The organism is Paenibacillus sp. GbtcB18, from assembly GCF_019091125.1.
Classification (GTDB): domain Bacteria; phylum Bacillota; class Bacilli; order Paenibacillales; family NBRC-103111; genus Paenibacillus_F; species Paenibacillus_F chitinolyticus.
The window spans coordinates 807,786-824,447 of the sequence record NZ_JAGXJX010000001.1 but is presented as its reverse complement, the minus strand read 5'-3'; the positions used below and the strand labels follow the sequence as shown (position 1 = coordinate 824,447).

At 55.4% G+C, this 16,662-nt stretch carries 14 protein-coding genes and 1 other annotated feature; of the genes, 4 read left to right on the top strand and 10 right to left on the bottom strand.

Translation table 11 applies throughout. The annotated features are described in order from the left end of the window. Positions 1-207: 207 nt before the first annotated feature. Positions 208-3,288, bottom strand: a complete 3,081-nt coding sequence (gene ileS, locus KVT34_RS03795) for an isoleucine--tRNA ligase (protein WP_217556753.1) — start codon at positions 3,286-3,288, stop codon at positions 208-210. 54 nt (positions 3,289-3,342) lie between these two features. After that, positions 3,343-3,598 (bottom strand) — a binding site (T-box leader). A gap of 205 nt (positions 3,599-3,803) precedes the next feature. Between ileS and KVT34_RS03790 the strand changes: the two genes are divergently transcribed. Continuing rightward, the gene (locus tag KVT34_RS03790; protein WP_217556752.1) at positions 3,804-4,559 is read left to right on the top strand and encodes an arylamine N-acetyltransferase family protein; all 756 of its coding nucleotides are present in this window, start codon (positions 3,804-3,806) and stop codon (positions 4,557-4,559) included. Between the two features lie 371 nt (positions 4,560-4,930). On the opposite strand, the gene KVT34_RS03785 is transcribed toward KVT34_RS03790, so the two are convergent. Beyond that, positions 4,931-5,479 carry a flavodoxin family protein gene (locus KVT34_RS03785; protein ID WP_217556751.1) on the bottom strand — a complete coding sequence of 183 codons (549 nt, stop codon included), beginning with the start codon at positions 5,477-5,479 and terminating at the stop codon, positions 4,931-4,933. A 208-nt stretch (positions 5,480-5,687) separates the two neighbouring features. Here KVT34_RS03785 and KVT34_RS03780 point away from each other — a divergent pair, with 208 nt between their 5' ends. Next, a complete protein-coding gene (locus KVT34_RS03780) occupies positions 5,688-6,641 on the top strand; it encodes a LysR family transcriptional regulator (RefSeq protein ID WP_217556750.1) in 954 nt (317 codons plus the stop codon). Here KVT34_RS03780 and KVT34_RS03775 read toward each other — a convergent pair. The 5 genes from KVT34_RS03775 to KVT34_RS03755 form a co-directional block, all read right to left on the bottom strand. Further along, positions 6,631-7,773, bottom strand: a complete 1,143-nt coding sequence (locus KVT34_RS03775) for a glycerate kinase (protein ID WP_217556749.1) — start codon at positions 7,771-7,773, stop codon at positions 6,631-6,633. The genes KVT34_RS03780 and KVT34_RS03775 overlap by 11 nt on opposite strands. 613 nt (positions 7,774-8,386) lie before the next feature. Continuing rightward, on the bottom strand, positions 8,387-10,639 hold the full coding sequence (locus KVT34_RS03770; RefSeq protein ID WP_217556748.1) for a 5'-nucleotidase C-terminal domain-containing protein: 2,253 nt from the start codon (positions 10,637-10,639) through the stop codon (positions 8,387-8,389). 314 nt (positions 10,640-10,953) lie between these two features. Further along, entirely contained in the window at positions 10,954-11,355 is a 402-nt protein-coding gene (locus KVT34_RS03765; RefSeq protein WP_042227499.1) for a DoxX family protein, read from the bottom strand. A gap of 94 nt (positions 11,356-11,449) precedes the next feature. Next, positions 11,450-12,298: a M56 family metallopeptidase gene (locus KVT34_RS03760; protein WP_217556747.1), complete on the bottom strand. Its 849-nt coding sequence runs from the start codon at positions 12,296-12,298 to the stop codon at positions 11,450-11,452. 1 nt (position 12,299) lies between these two features. Then, on the bottom strand, positions 12,300-12,716 hold the full coding sequence (locus KVT34_RS03755) for a BlaI/MecI/CopY family transcriptional regulator (protein WP_217556746.1): 417 nt from the start codon (positions 12,714-12,716) through the stop codon (positions 12,300-12,302). Positions 12,717-12,865: 149 nt separating this feature from the next. Between KVT34_RS03755 and KVT34_RS03750 the strand changes: the two genes are divergently transcribed. Further along, positions 12,866-13,246 carry a winged helix-turn-helix transcriptional regulator gene (locus tag KVT34_RS03750; RefSeq protein ID WP_042227503.1) on the top strand — a complete coding sequence of 127 codons (381 nt, stop codon included), beginning with the start codon at positions 12,866-12,868 and terminating at the stop codon, positions 13,244-13,246. 225 nt (positions 13,247-13,471) lie between these two features. Here KVT34_RS03750 and KVT34_RS03745 read toward each other — a convergent pair whose 3' ends face one another. The 3 genes from KVT34_RS03745 to KVT34_RS03735 all read right to left on the bottom strand — a co-directional run bounded on the left by KVT34_RS03745 (position 13,472) and on the right by KVT34_RS03735 (position 15,706). Beyond that, positions 13,472-14,107: an FMN-dependent NADH-azoreductase gene (locus tag KVT34_RS03745; protein WP_217556745.1), complete on the bottom strand. Its 636-nt coding sequence runs from the start codon at positions 14,105-14,107 to the stop codon at positions 13,472-13,474. A 187-nt stretch (positions 14,108-14,294) separates the two neighbouring features. Beyond that, on the bottom strand, positions 14,295-14,897 hold the full coding sequence (locus KVT34_RS03740) for a nitroreductase family protein (RefSeq protein WP_217556744.1): 603 nt from the start codon (positions 14,895-14,897) through the stop codon (positions 14,295-14,297). A 185-nt stretch (positions 14,898-15,082) separates the two neighbouring features. Beyond that, a complete protein-coding gene (locus KVT34_RS03735; protein WP_217556743.1) occupies positions 15,083-15,706 on the bottom strand; it encodes a DUF5701 family protein in 624 nt (207 codons plus the stop codon). Between the two features lie 185 nt (positions 15,707-15,891). Between KVT34_RS03735 and KVT34_RS03730 the strand changes: the two genes are divergently transcribed. Then, positions 15,892-16,620 carry a MerR family DNA-binding transcriptional regulator gene (locus KVT34_RS03730; protein ID WP_217556742.1) on the top strand — a complete coding sequence of 243 codons (729 nt, stop codon included), beginning with the start codon at positions 15,892-15,894 and terminating at the stop codon, positions 16,618-16,620. Positions 16,621-16,662 lie beyond the last annotated feature (42 nt).

The window sequence follows — 16,662 nt, the reverse complement described above, 5'->3', positions numbered from 1 at the left end:
GCTCTTGTTTCTTCTGCGGCTTAAGTCTGAGAAGCCGCTTGGACGGCATAGCTTCTGCCGCATGCGTAGGAACATGGTCTCCCCGATTAATTGCTGCTCATGCCGGGGGCAATCAGTCTCAGGAGCAGGTTCTTCCGCTTCGCGGAAAAACCCGTTTCCTCATTCTGCGAGCCGCGCTTCCGGGTGAAATCGGCTTCTTATCTTCGTTTATTCTACCCGCATCCGTAGAGTGGATTCGCCGAGGGCGACTTCCTCCATGCCTTCCGCGTTCTCGTAACGGATCGCGCTGACCAGCACGTTATCGCGGAGTACCTGTTCGTACCGCAGTAAGGCTTCTTTAAGCTGCGGGTCCGCGTCCAGCACAAGGGTGATGCGCCGGTCAATCGGCAGGTCCAGCTTTTTGCGGTAGTCCTGAACGGCGCGGACGACCTCGCGGACAGCCCCTTCCTGCTTGAGCGCTTCGGTCACTTCCGTATTCAGGGCGACGGTAAGGCCGTAGCCGGATGCGGAAGCAAATCCTTGCTTCGCCGTTTTTTCCACGAGCAGCTCATCCAGCGTCAGGTGCACGCTTTCCCCCTGCACTTCCGTATCCAAAACTCCCCGGCTGACCGCTTCCTTCGTCTCTTCCGGCGAAAGATTCTTCAAATAAGCTTGCAGAGGACCGACCAGTTTGCCGTATTTTTTACCGGCCGCTTTCAGGTTCAGCTTCAACGCAAACTGGACGAAACCGGCATCGCTGTGCTCCAGACGAACCTGCTTCACGTTGATCTCTTCCTGGATAATCGGTTCAAAACGGTCCAGCGCGAACTCGCGGTCAAGCGAAATCAGAAGCTCCGACAACGGCTGGCGGGTCTTAATCGCCGTTTCGTTGCGGATGCTGCGGGCCAGTTCGACGATCTGCCGGGCCGTCTCCATCTCTCTTTCCAACGCGGTATCGACGGCGGCTTCGTCCGCTTTCGGATAGTCGGCCAGATGCACGCTGCCCTTCCCTCCAAGATTGCCGTACACGTCTTCGGCGATCAGCGGAGCGTACGGCGCGATCACGCGCGCCAGCGTGAGCAGAACTTCGTGCAGCGTCTGATACGCCTCCACTTTGTCTTCCGACATGCCGCTTCCCCAGAAACGGTCCCGCGAACGCCGGATATACCAGTTGCTCAGCTCATCCACGAACACCTCGATCTGCTTCGCCGGATTGAGGAAGTCGTTCGCGTCCAGCCCTTTGACGACACTACCCAGCGTGCTGTTCAGCCGAGACAAAATCCAGCGGTCCAGCTCATTGCGCGGCGGTTTCCGTTCGAACGAACCCGGATCAAAGCCGTCGATATCCGCATACAAGACAAAGAACGCATGCGTATTATGAATCGTATCGACGATCTTCGATTTTGCTTCCGCGACGATCTGCTTGGAGAAACGTTTGCTGTTCCAAGGAGCACTGTCCGACAGAAGCGCCCAGCGGAACGCATCCGTCCCGAACTCTTCGATAATGTTCCACGGATCGAGGACATTCCCCTTGCTCTTGGACATTTTCAGCCCGTTCTCATCCAGCACGTGCCCCGTTGAAATAACCGCTTTGTACGGAGCCCGGCCGTTATACAGGGTCGAAACCGCAAGCAGGCTGAAAAACCATCCCCGCGTCTGGTCGATGCCTTCGCAGATCATATCCGCGGGATACTGCTCGTTGAACGTCTTCTCGTCTCCGAACGGGTGGTGATACTGGGCGAACGGCATGGAGCCGCTGTCGAACCAGACGTCGATCACTTCCGGCGTTCTCTCCATCACCCCGCCGCACGAACAGCGGAGCTTGACGTCATCCACGTAAGGCTTATGAAGCTCAAGACTTTCATCCACGGGATCGACGGCACGATCACGCAGCTCTTGGTGGCTTCCCGGAGCGAATTCCTCTCCGCAATCCCCGCATACCCATACGTTAAGGGGAGTTCCCCAGTACCGGTTGCGGCTGATATTCCAGTCCACCAGCTCCTCCAGAAATTTCCCGAAACGGCCTTCACGGAGATGGCCCGGGTACCAGTTTACTTCGTTGTTGTTCGCGATAAGCTGGTCCTTGACAGCCGTCGTACGGATAAACCAGCTTTCCATCGCGTAATAAAGCAGCGGGGACTTGCAGCGCCAGCAGAACGGATAGCTGTGCTCGTAACGTTCTTTGGAGAAGAGCAGTCCCCGTTCAGACAGCTTTTTCACGATATCCACGTCGCAATCTTTCACAAAACGGCCCGCGAAATCGGTAATTTCCGCAGCGTAGGTGCCGTCCTGCTTCACGACATGGACAAAATCGATCCCATGCTGGCGTGTCGTGCGGTAATCGTCTTCCCCGTGCGCGGGCGCGATATGCACGATCCCGGTCCCGCTCGCATCGCTGACATAGTCGGCGTCTACGACCAGATGGCCTTTGTTCAGCTCCAGATAGCCGAAGGGCGGCTCATACGCGGTTCCGACGAACTCGGCCCCTTTATGCACGGAGAGGACTTCCGCTTCGTCTCCGAAAACTTTTTCGGCGAGGTTCTGCGCCGTCACGTACACGTCACCGTTATACTTCACTTTGACATAGTCGAGATCCTTGTTTACCGCGAGCGCCACGTTAGCCGGAAGCGTCCAGGGAGTCGTCGTCCATGCGAGGAAATACTCGTCGGCCGCTTTGCTCTTGAACTTGACCGTGGCACTCAGATCTTTCACATCCTCGTAGCCCTGCGCCACTTCGTGCGAGCTCAGTGTTGTCTGGCAATCCGGACAGTAGGGGCTGACACGGTGACCCTTGTACAGAAGCCCTTTCTTATGGATGGTCGACAGCACATGCCAGACGCTCTCGATGTAATCGTTCGTCAGCGTCACGTACGGATGCTCCATGTCCGTCCAGTAAGCGATGGCCTCGGTCAGCTCGCGCCACTGCTTTTCATATTCAAACACGCTGTTCTTGCACGTTTCCACAAACTTGGCCACGCCGTATTCCTCGATTTCCTGCTTGCCCGAAATGCCCAGCTGCTTCTCGACGCCCAGTTCGACCGGCAGCCCGTGCGTATCCCAGCCGGCTTTGCGGACGACTCGGTAGCCCGACATCGTTTTGTAGCGGCCGATAAAATCTTTGATGACGCGGCCGAGCACATGCCCGATATGCGGCTTGCCGTTCGCCGTAGGCGGACCTTCGTAAAAGACGAAGTTCGGCTTGCCTTCACGGTTCTCGATGGATCGGCGGAACGTATCGTCCTCCCTCCATTGGTTCAGGACGCGCAGCTCCCGGGTTCTTGCTTTTTCTTTGACATCGACTTTGTTCATGTTCCGTCATCCTTTCCGGCTTCGTTCTGAAGACAACAAAAAAAATCCCGCCCCGTAAGGGACGAGATTGGTTCTCGCGCTACCACCCTTGTTCCGCCATAGCCTTGTCGTTCAAGCTCTGCGGCACCTCATCTGCGTACGATCATACGCGTCCCTTGTAACGGCGGGATCCCGGGTCAGCTTACTGGCCTGCTTCAGCTTTCCTTCTCGGAGAGGATTTTCTGCTCATTCTTGTACATTGGCTTTCAGCGCGCGGCCAACTCTCTGGGGAACAAGGGATCAGCGTACTCGTTCTCGTCAATGAATTTCTCGGGTTCATTTTCAGATATTCCATTTTTACAGCATTTTCGGCAAAATGTCAACCCGCGGTTGTCTTTCGGAGCTGCGGCGGTGATTTCGCGGCCCCGGTCTTTTTTTACCTGGTTTTCCCATCGGGCACTTGTATGGCTTTCCATAAGGAGGTAGTCTGGAATAGAAAAATCAATCGGACTTCTATTGGATGAGGTGGTGCTTGCATGGATATCGAGGCCTATCTGAAAAGAATCGACGCGAGCCGTCCGGCCAAGCCGGATTTGGCTGCTCTGACGGAGCTTCAGCGCCGTCATATGCTTCACGTGCCTTTTGAAAATCTGGACGTAATCCGTCAAGTGCCGATCACTCTGGACATCGCTTCCTTTTACGAAAAGGTGATCGGGCGCCGCCGCGGAGGCTTCTGCTACGAACTCAACGGGCTTTTCAGTACTCTCCTCAAAGAGCTTGGTTTCTCGGTGCGCCTCATTGCGGCTACCGTCGCCAAGCCGGACGGAACGTGGGGGATGCCGGAAAGCCATGCGACCATCTTGGCCGAACTGGACCGGGCCTATCTGGTCGACGTCGGCTTCGGCGACTCGGCCCGCTCGCCTGTTCCGCTGGACGGGATACCCGTGGAGGATGTAAGCGGCGTATACCGGGCCGCGAAAGTGCCGGAGGCGGACGGCCTCCTGTATGATCTCCAGCGGGCCGGCGAGGACGGGGGCTGGAAAGCGCTGTACCGCTTCTCGGCAGCGCCCCGTTCCCTGGGAAGCTTTGCCGAAGCGTGCACGTTCAACCAGACGTCGCCCGAGTCCCATTTTACGCAGAAGCTGCTTGCGACAAAAGCGACCGCGACGGGACGGGTGACGATTTCGGGCGATCAGCTGATCGAGACGGACGGTGACGTCAAAAGCAAGCGGCCGCTAGCCCCGGAGGAACTGGAAAAGACGCTGAACAGCCGCTTAGGCCTCTTCATCTGAATAACGGAAAGCCGGTATGCTCGTAGGGCGGACCGGATTCCGGCGCGGCTTGCAGCAGCGCGGTAGTATTTCGGGCTTTGCGCCTTGCGGCAGCGGAGATAGCACTTCGGGCCCTGAGGCTTGCAGAAGCTGCGACAGCACATGCGGCCCTGCGCCTTGCGGCAGCGACGGTAGCACTTCGGGCTCTGTGCCCTGCCACAGCGGCGATAGCACTTCGGGCCCAGCGGCTTGCAGCAGCGCCCCGAATGCGAAAAACCGGTATACTCGCAACAGAGCATACCGGTTTTTCGCGCCGCATCCAGCTTCGGCGCTTTTTCGGACTGGCTTCCTGCCTGCGTTTCCCGGACTGCGCCTTGTTGGCATGCCGATTCTTAGCTAAGCGCCGCCAGCCTGCTTCTCAGCCGTTCCGCCGCAAACATTCCTTCCGCGTCCTGCAGGACATCGCCCGGTTTATTCCCCTTGCCTAGGATGTAGCCCTCGAAACCGATGCCCATAAAATCGAAAATATATTGAAACTGCTGAATCATCGGCAGACCCTTGATTTCCGGCAGATCGCCTCCGACGGCGATGACATAGGCCTTTTTGGCGGCCATCGTTTTTTTAAAATCCGGGTAGTCCCCGTCCCTCATCATCTGCGACCAGCGGTCCACGAAGTTTTTCATAATACCCGACATACTGTACCAATACACCGGAGTCGCAAAAATAAGAACGTCCGCGGCAAGTACCCGGTCGATCACTTCTTTGTAGTCGTCGTTCATCTCCGGAAATCCCTCTTCCGCATGACGTCCGTCGATAATCGCCCGGATTGTGTAAGCGTTAAGCTGAATCCGGTCGACTGTCAGACCTTTGACGGCTTCCTCCGTCAGCTGCTCCGTATTTCCATCGGGACGCGTTCCCCCGTAAATGACTGCGATTGACATGGTTGCGTTCACTCCTCGGTTCGATAGTCGGCAGGCTCCTGCCCGTCCGCAGTGCGAGCGCGGGATGCCTCGTTCTCTTCATTATGTGTTCCGGTGTTTCAACTCTTGCCGGACATTACCCTCTCATTTTACAATAAAGAGAACGATCACCAAAGACGATTATTTCGATATCATCAATCAATTTTTCCGATGAAAGAGAGATCCAGCGATGGAAACCAAACAACTTCTGACGTTTAAAACCGCCGCCGAAAACCTGAATTTTACCCAGACGGCCCGGATGCTTAATTTTGCCCAATCCAGTGTGACCGCGCAGATCAAAGCGCTGGAATCCGAGCTTGGAGCCCTCTTGTTCGAACGGCTCGGCAAACGGCTCGTTTTAACGGAAGCGGGGCGCCAGTTTAAATTGTACGCCGACAAAATCATTACCCTGACGGAAGAGGCCAAACAGGTCGTCCGCGGGGACGAAGAACAGACCGGAACGCTTGTGATCGGCGCCCAGGAAAGCCAGTGCACGTACCGTCTTCCCGCTTTGCTCAAAGAATTTAAAGCCCGGTTTCCGAATGTGAAGCTCGTGTTCCGGCCTTCGAATTCGGATGCTCATGCCAGGGAGCAGCTGCTGGAAGGCGTTCTGGATATCGCCTTTATTATGGACAGCTGTAAGCCGAGGGAAGCGCTGCATATCGAAACGCTGATCCGGGAGGAGCTCAAAATCGTCGCCTCGTCCGATCATCCGCTCGCGAACGCGAAAAACCTGACGCCGAAGGATCTGGAGCACGAAACGTTCCTGCTGACGGAAGCCGGCTGTTCCTACCGGACTATCCTGGAGCGGACCTTCGCTTCCGTATCCGTCTATCCGCTAAACAAATTCGAATTTGCAAGCATCGAAGCCATCAAGCAGTGTGTCATGTCCGGCCTCGGAATCGCTTTTCTGCCCGGCATGGTTGTAGCCGCCGACCTGCGTGAAGGGAAGTTGGCCGAGCTGGCTTGGGAAGCGCCCGAAGACGCGTTGTTCACCCAAATCGCCTGGCACAAGGACAAATGGATGACGCCGCCTCTGCTGGCTTTTATCGAACTGACACGGAAAGTATTCCATGCCGGACAGACGGCTCCAGAGCACAATACCGATGACGCGAAGCCGGTGGAAAAAACGTTCACTTCCTGACGGCGAAAACGCGCATGACCTGCTCGGCTGTCTGTTCCAGCAGCTCGGGAGTGCGGCGCATCGCCTCTTCGAGGGTCATCGGCCCGTTTACGAGGCTGAACACGGCCGTGACTCCCTGCCCGTAAAGCTCCTCGATCCCTTCGCCGACGGACCCGGCCAGCACCACAGCCGGCACGCCGTGCTTTGCGGCTAGCCCGGCGACTCCGGCCGGCGTTTTGCCTCCGGCCGTCTGGGCATCGATGCGGCCTTCTCCGGTCAGGACCAGATCGGCGCCCTTGACCGCCGCCTCCAGTCCCGTAACCGCGGAGACGATCGAGAAGCCCGGTTCCAGCCTGGCATTCAAGAAAGCGAGAATGCCGCCGGCCAAACCGCCCGCCGCTCCCGTTCCGGGAAGCCTGTGAAGGGCCGTGCCGGTAGCCTCCCGGATCACATCCGCAAAGCGGACAAGGTTGCTCTCCAGGCGGTCGATCATGTCCGGCGCCGCTCCCTTCTGGGGCCCGAAAACGGCGGATGCGCCGCGAGGACCCGTAAAGGGGTTGGTCACGTCGCACGCCAGCGTAAAGGTGCAGCCCGCCAGCCGCTTATCGAGACGTTCCGCCGAAATACCGGCGACCTCGCCCAGCGCCCCTCCGCCTGCCCCGGCCGGGAGAGGCCTGCCTCCGCTGTCGTGCAGCTCCACGCCCAAGGCCTGGAGCATCCCCGCTCCCCCGTCGTTCGTGGCGCTTCCGCCCAGGCCGAGTATAAAATGGCGGCACCCTTCATCCAGCGCAGCCGCAATCAACTGTCCGAATCCGTACGTGGACGTCAGCAGCGGGTTCCGTTCGGATTCTTCCAGCAAATACAGTCCCGATGACTTGGCCATCTCGATGATCGCGGTCCTGCCGTCACTGAGAATGCCGAAGTCGGCGGGTATGTCCCTGCCCAGTGGGTCCTTCACGACGGCGCGAACCATCCTGCCTTTAGAAAATTCCATGAGACATTCCAGGGTCCCTTCGCCTCCGTCCGCCATCGGAATAACGGAGGTTTTGACGTTCCCGATGCCTGCCCGGAGAACGCCTCTCTCGATGGCAAGCCCCGCTTCCTTAGCGGACAGGCTGCCTTTGTAGGAATCCGGCGCAATGACGATTTTCAAGGACATTCGCTCCTTTTACTTGTAGTGGCTGTTACACTTTCTTGCCGATCAGGCCAAAAAACAAGATGGCTGGCGGACCAACCGTTATTCGTTCCGGCGCTTGGGCAGATCGCGGTTGGGCGCTGCCATTGATTCCGTCCGGTTTGGCCCGGTAGTAAATTCGTTTGTCGAAGACGGCGCTTTTGACCGCTTCTAGCCCTCATATCATCTATTGCTGCTGTTCGTTATGTTGTTCGGTAGCTTGCCCCGCCGCTTCAAGTTTACTTCCGCATCCATCTCCGAAAATCAACCGCACCGGATTAATTTTGTCTGGCCCTGGCATACCGGGCAGGAACCGAATTTCGCCAGAATTAGTCGGGAATCTCCCGCTGCAACTGCGTGCTGCTAAAAGGACGGCGGCGGAATCTCCTACCGAAAATTGTTGCACGTCCGGTCCGGCTCCGTCAATTACCCCCACCGAGTCCTGCCCTGGCGTATAAGGTTATGAAGACGAACTCCGAGCAGGCTTACAAAGGTAAGTCTACGGATTAGAGTGAACTCTAAGTCCAAGCGCAGCATGCAAAGCAGCCGCAAAAAAAAGCAGCCCGGCCACGAGGCCGGACTGCTGCATTCGTTACGGGAGCATCTTCACATACTCGCCGTAAACATAAGCGATGCTACCTTTATAGGATACTTTCACCCAGCCGTAGCTGGTGCCGAGCACTTCCAGAATCGTCCCTTTCGGAACAGCGGTAATAATTTTCGCTGTCGCGGAAGCCTTTGTCCGCACATTCAGGAAGTAGGACGTCACTTGCGCCTGCTTCTTAACGGCCGGTTCCGGTTTTGGTTCTGGTTTCGGTTCCGGCTTTGGTTCCGGTTTCGGCTCAGGCTTCGGCTGAGGCGCGGTCGGTTCTCCGCTGCCGTTTCCGGCCGCTTTAACCGCGGCGTTCAGCTTGCGGTAAAATTCGCCTTTGGTTTGAACGCCGTCGAACAGGCTTACGTCCACCTTGGCTTTTCCGGCAAGAGCGGCGATTTCTTCTTTCGTAACGGCGTCCAGGATATTGATGGACTCGACGTTTGTGTACTTGCCGTCTTCCGTCTTCGGTATCGGCAGGATGCCCGAATTGATCAGCTCGACCACATCGGCCCGCTCGGGGGAAGTCGTGTCCACACCGATAATTTTCCAGTTGTTCTGGACTTGCGGCTCGTAGACCCCGTTCTTCACTTCTTTCAGGTAAGCGATCGCGCGGCTGCGGATCGTTCCGCCCATCTCACCGAAGGCGGTCGCATCTTTCGACGACCAGAGCTGTTCGAAGCTGCGGCCTTCCAAAGCGCCGCCCTTCGCTTTCAGCGCGTCCATACGGTAAGCGTTCATGCCCAGCTTCAAGCTGTCTTCCGGCCGGATGGCAGTGCCGTCCATTTTACGCAGATTCGTAATGCGGCTGCCGTAAGGCTTCGTCAAATCAATGTCGTACTTGACCCCGCCGAAGAAATCGTTCGTACTGTATTTGGAGGCGCGCCGTTTTTTGTCAAAGCTGACGGTCACGTCGCCCGGACGGGTGGAATTGAAATAACCTACCGCCCATTCCATATAATCCTTCACATCTTTGCCCGTTACTTTATAAACCGTAATTTCGCCGAGGGCGAACTGGTAGTTGTACGCGATATCTTTCTTCTTGATCGGCCCGATATCCAGACGCGCCTTGTCGTTGTCGATCTGGTGCGCGACTACGTCGGCCTTGCTGTAATGAAGCATCACTTCACTGAAAAAGTCCGATAAAGGCGTCTCCTGGATTTGTACGCTCGGAATGCCTTCAATCTCGTTCTTCGGAACGAGGTTCATGCCTTTCAATTGAGCCACTTCGATATTGGCGTCCGCCCGCGCAAAGTCGTGAAACGGTTTCAGCGTTTTTTCCAGCTCGGGATCGGAAACGACTGTAACTCCGCTTGCGTCCTTGACAGGGAGAGCCGCCGCTTTCTTGTCCTTAAGGACCATTTTCCCGTCCTTCTCCGTGAAGGTCAGGTCGATCCGGGAAACATGGGTACCGTACTTGTCCGGTTCGGCGATAAGAACGCCGTTAATGGTCTCTGATTTGACCAGCTTATGCATATGTCCGGCGAAAATCGCGGCCAGCTCCGGATTCGCATTGGCGACGTCCGCGACACCGGTTCCCGGCACGCCGTTCTCGTTCTCGATCCCCATGTGCATGAGGCCGATCATCACGTCGACTTTGCCTTCCAGCTCTTTTACGGCTTTTTTCGTCTCTTCCACCGGATTTTTGAACTGAATTCCGTCCAGATGGTCGGTTCCCTTCTCAAACTCGGCTGTCATAGGGGTGTCCATCCCGATAATACCGATTTTCACGCCCGCTTTTTCGATAATGGTATACGCAGGGAGAAATCTGTCGCCGTTGTCTTTGTAAATATTGCCGCCGAGCATCTGCCCTTTGTACTGCGAAGTAATCTTTTTGAATACGTCCAGCCCGAAATTAAATTCATGGTTACCCATGACCCAGGCGTCGTAATTCATTTCGTTCATCGCGACCATCATAGGAGACTTCGGCTGGTCGTTGAACAGCTCCGCGGAGTTGTCCTGAATCATGTCCCCGGCATCCACGAGAACCGTGTTCGGATTCTCCTGCCGCACTTTTTTGATCATGGTGAAAAGCTGGGTCAGACTTCCGTTCGTATTAGGCCCGTCCAGCGCATAATCCCACGGCATGAAACGTCCGTGAATGTCCGAGGTTCCCAGAATGGAAATCTCCGTGTCGGCCTTGGCCGGATTGGCCGGTTCAGCCGTTTCCGCCGCAGCCCGTCCGCTTGTGAAAACGGTTCCGAATAACAGCATAGCGGATACAGTCAGACTCACTGCTTTCTTTGCCTTCATGATGACTCTCCCCTTTGGTGGTGGTAAAGTTGGCGGCCGCTTCCGATTTTAGGAACGGCCTCTGCTTCCCGCAAAAGGCTATGCCAAAATTTGCTGCCTTTTTGAAACATAATTCCGATTTTACAACAGAAGCGGTGATTTGAATATGCTTTTATTTACGAAACCTTTACAATTCATTTTCACAGTGTCTATGGGGTATGGAAATTTTCGAAAAAAACCCACAGAGCCCGATAGCCCTGTGGGTTTCGTTTTATACACCGGCCTTGCGAATCGCTGTGCATACTTACTGCGCGTCTGCCGCCAGCTCCTTCTTACTAGGCGTTCGCCTTGCCGCGGGAAAACACGTTTTCCAAAGCCAGGAATTGCTTGCCCGTAAAGAACAAGCCCAGGGACATGCCGAGCAGCGCCAGCTCCAGCTCATAGCCTCCCGTGAATCCTAGGCTTAGCTTCGCCGTGAAGATCGCCACCAGCATGATAACGGCAAATGCCGCCGCAATCCAGCGCGTTCCAAGCCCGATCAGCATAAGGATGCCGCCCGCCAGCTCGATAACCGCCACCACATACGCCATAAACCCGGGAAGACCGAGACTGCCGAAAAATCCGGCGACACCGCTCAGTCCGCCTTCAAATTTCTGATAGCCGTGAACGAGAAAGATCAAACCGAGAACAATCCGTAAAATAAACGCTCCATACTGCCATTTGTTAAGTGAATTCATGTTTTAATTTCCTCCTTGGTTTTACACTACATCTTGTAGTGTTTATGGTCGCAAGAACACTACGGATTGTAGTGTCTGTGCTTAAAAATTTTTTTCAGAACAAGATCTGGACGAAAAGCCACGTCATGACAACCAGCACATAACCGGAAATCATGGTCGGTGTCAATGGCGGGCGAAATGAAATCGGGGATTCCGGATCGACGATTCTTCTGATTCTGTAATTGATCGACGTATCCGCGAACGATGCGTATGCGAATGGCATGGCAACCGTACCGCCTCTGCGGAGCAGTTTCAGCAATGCGCTGCCGAGATCGCGGGAAGAGCCTTGGCGTGAAATCGCGTAATTGTCCGCAAGGATCTCCCTCGCGATTTTGTACTGGTGGTGGAACCATTTCAGTACGGGAAGATACCACAGCACCGAGGCCAATAACGAGAGAAAGAACATGCTGCGCGGATCTCCCGTCTGCTGATGATGCAGCTCATGATGGATAACGGCCTCCGCCTCACTCGCCTCCAGCATATCCAAGAGTCCGGTGGACAGGACGACCGCCGGCTTGCCGAATCCCATCGTCAGCGCAATCGGCTCGTCCGACACGACTACGACTATGTTTCCCCGCGCTTCGGGATACATGCGGTTCAACTCCGCAGACAGCTTCGTGTGCCGGTATGCGCCCAGCTTGGCGAAAATTCTCCGCGACAGGACGAACTGCCGAAGGATTTGCCACATACTGTACACGAACGTGCCGATCACAAAGGCGTCGAGCAGATGGGCAATGGAGAAAATCCCCTTCGAACGCATCCATTCGGTGCAGACATTCAGCACGTTAAACCCGATTCGGATACCGAACAGGACATGCAGGGCATACATGGTCATCTGAAACAGGACAACGCCCGCAATCAAAACCGACGAACGGAAAATGAATCTGGACCGGGACTGCCACATGTTACTTGTCCTTCCGCAGATCCAAGATTTTCTGTTGCAGCTTCTCAATGAGCATGGGATCCACCTCTTCCAGGGCATCGAGCATATGGTTGACCACCAGAGACGATCCGAATTCCTCCATAAGCTCGTGGGTCAATTCTTTCGACTGGCATTCGAGAAACTCGTCTCTGGATTGGACAGGCTTGTAAAGCGATGTCCTCCCGTCCATTCTTTTCGACAAGATTCCTTTATCCAAAAGCCGGTTCATGACCGTCATAACGGTGTTGAAGTTCACAAGCTTCTCGCGTTCCAGCGCATGCTGGACATCCTTGATCGCCATCTCGGGCCCGTCCCACAAAATATTCATGATCTTGGCTTCCAGAGGTCCGAAAAACCGGTTAAGCCCGCTTTCGTTCGTTTTAAACGTATGAATTTTCACGAGGCCGCCCCCTTCCACTACCCATTGTAGTGTTAGCGGCCTAACGGTGTCAAGTGTACATGCGCATAGCCTTATATGCGGGGCTTGAGGCAGTAGAAGCGAAGATATGCTATAGTAATAAAAAAGGTACCGTGAAAGGAGGCCGTCCCATGGAAATTATCCCCGAGCAGTGTAAAGTGGTCGTGGCTCTGGACATGATTGTCGGCAAATGGAAACCTCTAGTCATTCAACATTTAATCAGCAAAGACACGCTGCGGTTCAACGAGCTCAGACGATTGATGCCCGATATTACCCAGCGTATGCTGACCCTGCATCTCCGCGAGCTTGAAGAACAGGACATCGTCCGGCGGGTCGTATATCCGCAAGTTCCTCCTAAGGTGGAATACTCCATCACGGAGTATGGCCGGACCCTGGAGCCGATCCTCCACTCCATGCACGTCTGGGGCGCGGCCCATGTCGAGCATATGAAGCAGCGGAACGCGGAAGCCGCCGCAGACGCGGAAAGCCGGGCGGCTTCGGCCAGACCGTAGCGCCCCGCCCGGTCGCCTCGGCCACGCCCGCGTAAGCGCGCAGTTCCGCGCCGCGCGATGCGGCGTCTCGCGCGGCGTGTGCGGCCTGCCGCGGACGCGGGACGCCTCGCGCCTGAGCTCGCGCAGCAAAAATAACCTCCACCCCTGACAGGGAAACGGAGGTTATTTTTGCTGCGCCGGCCGGGCCGTTCCCGGCCGGACGCTCCGGCTTCCCGCCGGGAGCGATTAGAAGCGTTTCGCCGCTTCTTTCGCTTTGGCGATAGCCGCTTCTTTGATCGCCGGAGCTTTATCCGGCGTAGCCGCCATGCCTTCCACGAAGATGCCTTCGAAAGAAGGTACGCCGTGGAACATCATGATTTTTTTCAGGAAGCTGTGGCCGCTCTCGAAGCCCGCTGCAGGACCTTCGGAGTAGACGCCGCCGCTTGCTTGGATATGAATGGCTTTCTTGTCGGTCAACAGGCCGACCGGGCCGTTTTCCGTGTACTTGAACGTTTTGCCGGCGATGCAGATGGCATCGATGTAGGCTTTAAGCACCGGAGGGAACGAAAAGTTCCACATCGGGGATACGAAAACATACTTGTCGGCCGCAATGTACTGCTCCACGATGTCGTTCAGACGCTGAACTTTCGCCTGCTCGGAAGCGGAAAGCTGGTCGAACGAGGAACCGGAGCGCAGCTTGCCCCAGCCGCTGAATACGTCCGCGTCGATTTGCGGAATATCCGAGTTGTAAAGATCAAGGGCGATCACTTCATCGGACGGATTCGCTTCGCGGTACGCCTCGATAAATTCTTTTCCTACCGCCATGCTGTAAGAAGTTTGGTGATCGTGCGGGTGAGCCGTAATGTATAGGACTGTTGCCATAATTGAATTCTTCCCTTCTTATCGGAAATTATCTTGACTTCAAAGTAATTATGTCTCATATTTTCCGTTCTGGGAAGTAGGCACATCTATGTGGGTTAGGATAAAAAAAGGTACTGTAAACGTGTCAGTAACAGAATAAGCCCCATTTCTGCCGAAGAAATGGGGCTTTAGGTCGCGTTTTCCGGTGTTATTTGGATATTTTGACCCGTTCCTCAAGCGGTTTAAATTCCTTGTCACCCGCAGGCGAGGTCGGCTTGCCGAATGGCATCTGGGCGATCAGTTTCCACGATTCCGGCAGGTTCCAGGTACTTTTTACCTTCTCGTCGATTAAAGGATTGTAGTGCTGAAGCGTCGCTCCGAGCCCTTCGCTCTCCAGCGCCGTCCAGATGACATATTGCAGCATGCCGCTTGACTGCTGGGACCAGTTCGGGAAATGGTCCTGGTAGCTCGGAAACTGCGCCTGCAAACCCTCGATGACAGACATATCCTCGAAAAACACAACCGAACCGTGACCGCTGCGGAAACTGTTTACCTTCTGTTCCGTAGCGGCAAACTGCTCTTCCTTGACGATCGTACGAAGAATATCTTTGACGATATCCCACAGCTTATGATGCTGCTCACCGAGAAGCACGAGCACTCGCGCGCTTTGGGAGTTAAAGGCCGAAGGCGTGTGTTTGACCGCTTCCTTCACGATTTCCACAATCTTGTCGTCCGAAACCGGGGATTCTCCGCTGATTGAATAAATAGAGCGTCTTTCCCGGACCGCTTGCAAAAATGATTCCGCTGACATACGTATCCCTCCGTTATTCGTATAAGTGAAGTGATTGTAATTTGCCACGTTGTACCCGTTTTTATGCAAAGCTTATTATTCACGGCGGGTTAAAGGACAATCCTCCCTTATTACCCGCGGCGCCGCGTTAGGAATCTTCTTGACCTGTATCGGTCAGGACGGCATCCGAAACGTAGGCTTCACGTTCAAATTCTCGCTCCGCAGGAGGCCGATCCCAGCCAAGTATGGGGATTGCCGGCCCAGCACCAGCCCAGCTTCGGCTTGCCGCCGCTAATCCACAGCGCGCTTACCCTCCGGTCGCCGCATCTGGAGCCGCATAAAGAAAACCCGTGATTTTTCTGCAAAACGTCCGGGAAATGGGTAATCACGGCAATTCCCTCCTCGATCGTCAGCGGAGAACGGTTCCATTCCGCAAATGATTTCATGGCTTCATTCGGCGTCCGGTTCAGCGTTTCCGAGCCCGTATCCACGTCCAGAAGCAAGTATGCTTCTCCTTCGGGAAGCTCCACGCCCTCGATAGGTTCGAACCTCGCGAGATCTTCGGCTTCCATGACGCTGAAGCCGTTTTTCCCGCTGCGTTCCACCCGCCGCATCATCTCATCCCGTGGAATTGTCCCGGACCTCAGAACGAGAACGAAAAGCAGGCTGCCCTCTCCCGTCTTGAAATCTTCCCGCATCCGCTTGGCGGCTCTTTCTTTTAACGGGGCAAGAAGCTCGCGGAAAGACGCTTCCTCCAATCCCATGGAACCGGGGTAGCCTTTGTCTATTAAATTCCGGATCTGTCTTTCAAATTCTTCTTCAAACATCATCAATCCGCTCCTCTCCCGCCGGTTAGCTTTATTAAACTCTCCGGCTCTCCGTACTCTCATGTTCATTGTATAACATGCATGCGAATTGTAAGTTTTCAACAATTAAATCCTATGAAAATCGCACTTTTTTGATAGAATACTTATAAGCTTACTTGAAGGTTTAGATTGCTGAGGAGGTCATTCCCATGAAATTCAGACCCGTCGATATCGCCCGAAAACTGCACGTCAGCACAAGTGCTTTAAGAAATTACGAAGCCGCCGGACTCGTCCCTCCCGCAGATCGGACCGTTTCCGGTCACCGGACATACACAGAGCTGCATGCGGCTTATTTCGAGTGCATTCAGGCGATGTCGCCCGGCTTCGGCATGGACATCACCGCGGAAGTCATGCGCCGGCTCCAAAAAGGAGAGTGGGCATCCGCCCTCTGGTGCATGACCGAAGCGCAAGCCGCTCTCTTCCGGGACAAGCGGAGAGCCGACGACACGCTCGCCTATCTGGAAAGCGGGGAAGCCACAGCGGCTGAGGAACCGCAGGACCCGGACGGCCAAAGCATCGGCCGGGTGTCGGCAGAAACCGGCATCCCGCGCTCCGCTATCCGTCACTGGGAGAAGACCGGGCTCATCACCGCCAACCGGAATCCCGCCAACGGCTACCGGACTTTCAACCGCCTGCAGGTGCGCAAAATCCGGCTGATCCACACGCTCCGGCAGGCCGTTTATTCGCAGGAGCTCGCGAAGCTGAAAAAAGCGATCGGCCTTCTCGATCCTGACAATCTCGAAGCGGCCATAACCATCGCCCGCGATTCGCTCCGGTATTTGGAGCGGATGAATCTGCATCAGTTGAAAGGCGCGTACTGTGTCTACCGGCTGTGCGAAAGGCTGAATGTACCGCTTTCCCCCTCCCGTAGAGAATAATGGCAATCCCGTTTGAACACATTAGGGGTATCCAATCCAAAG

Bases quoted from the DNA above. Each gene is read 5' to 3' on its own strand.
- ileS (WP_217556753.1), bottom strand. From the start codon at position 3,288: ATGAACAAAGTCGATGTCAAAGAAAAAGCAAGAACCCGGGAGCTGCGC.
- KVT34_RS03790 (WP_217556752.1), top strand. From the start codon at position 3,804: ATGGATATCGAGGCCTATCTGAAAAGAATCGACGCGAGCCGTCCGGCC.
- KVT34_RS03785 (WP_217556751.1), bottom strand. From the start codon at position 5,479: ATGTCAATCGCAGTCATTTACGGGGGAACGCGTCCCGATGGAAATACG.
- KVT34_RS03780 (WP_217556750.1), top strand. From the start codon at position 5,688: ATGGAAACCAAACAACTTCTGACGTTTAAAACCGCCGCCGAAAACCTG.
- KVT34_RS03770 (WP_217556748.1), bottom strand. From the start codon at position 10,639: ATGAAGGCAAAGAAAGCAGTGAGTCTGACTGTATCCGCTATGCTGTTA.
- KVT34_RS03765 (WP_042227499.1), bottom strand. From the start codon at position 11,355: ATGAATTCACTTAACAAATGGCAGTATGGAGCGTTTATTTTACGGATT.
- KVT34_RS03760 (WP_217556747.1), bottom strand. From the start codon at position 12,298: ATGTGGCAGTCCCGGTCCAGATTCATTTTCCGTTCGTCGGTTTTGATT.
- KVT34_RS03750 (WP_042227503.1), top strand. From the start codon at position 12,866: ATGGAAATTATCCCCGAGCAGTGTAAAGTGGTCGTGGCTCTGGACATG.
- KVT34_RS03745 (WP_217556745.1), bottom strand. From the start codon at position 14,107: ATGGCAACAGTCCTATACATTACGGCTCACCCGCACGATCACCAAACT.
- KVT34_RS03740 (WP_217556744.1), bottom strand. From the start codon at position 14,897: ATGTCAGCGGAATCATTTTTGCAAGCGGTCCGGGAAAGACGCTCTATT.
- KVT34_RS03735 (WP_217556743.1), bottom strand. From the start codon at position 15,706: ATGATGTTTGAAGAAGAATTTGAAAGACAGATCCGGAATTTAATAGAC.
- KVT34_RS03730 (WP_217556742.1), top strand. From the start codon at position 15,892: ATGAAATTCAGACCCGTCGATATCGCCCGAAAACTGCACGTCAGCACA.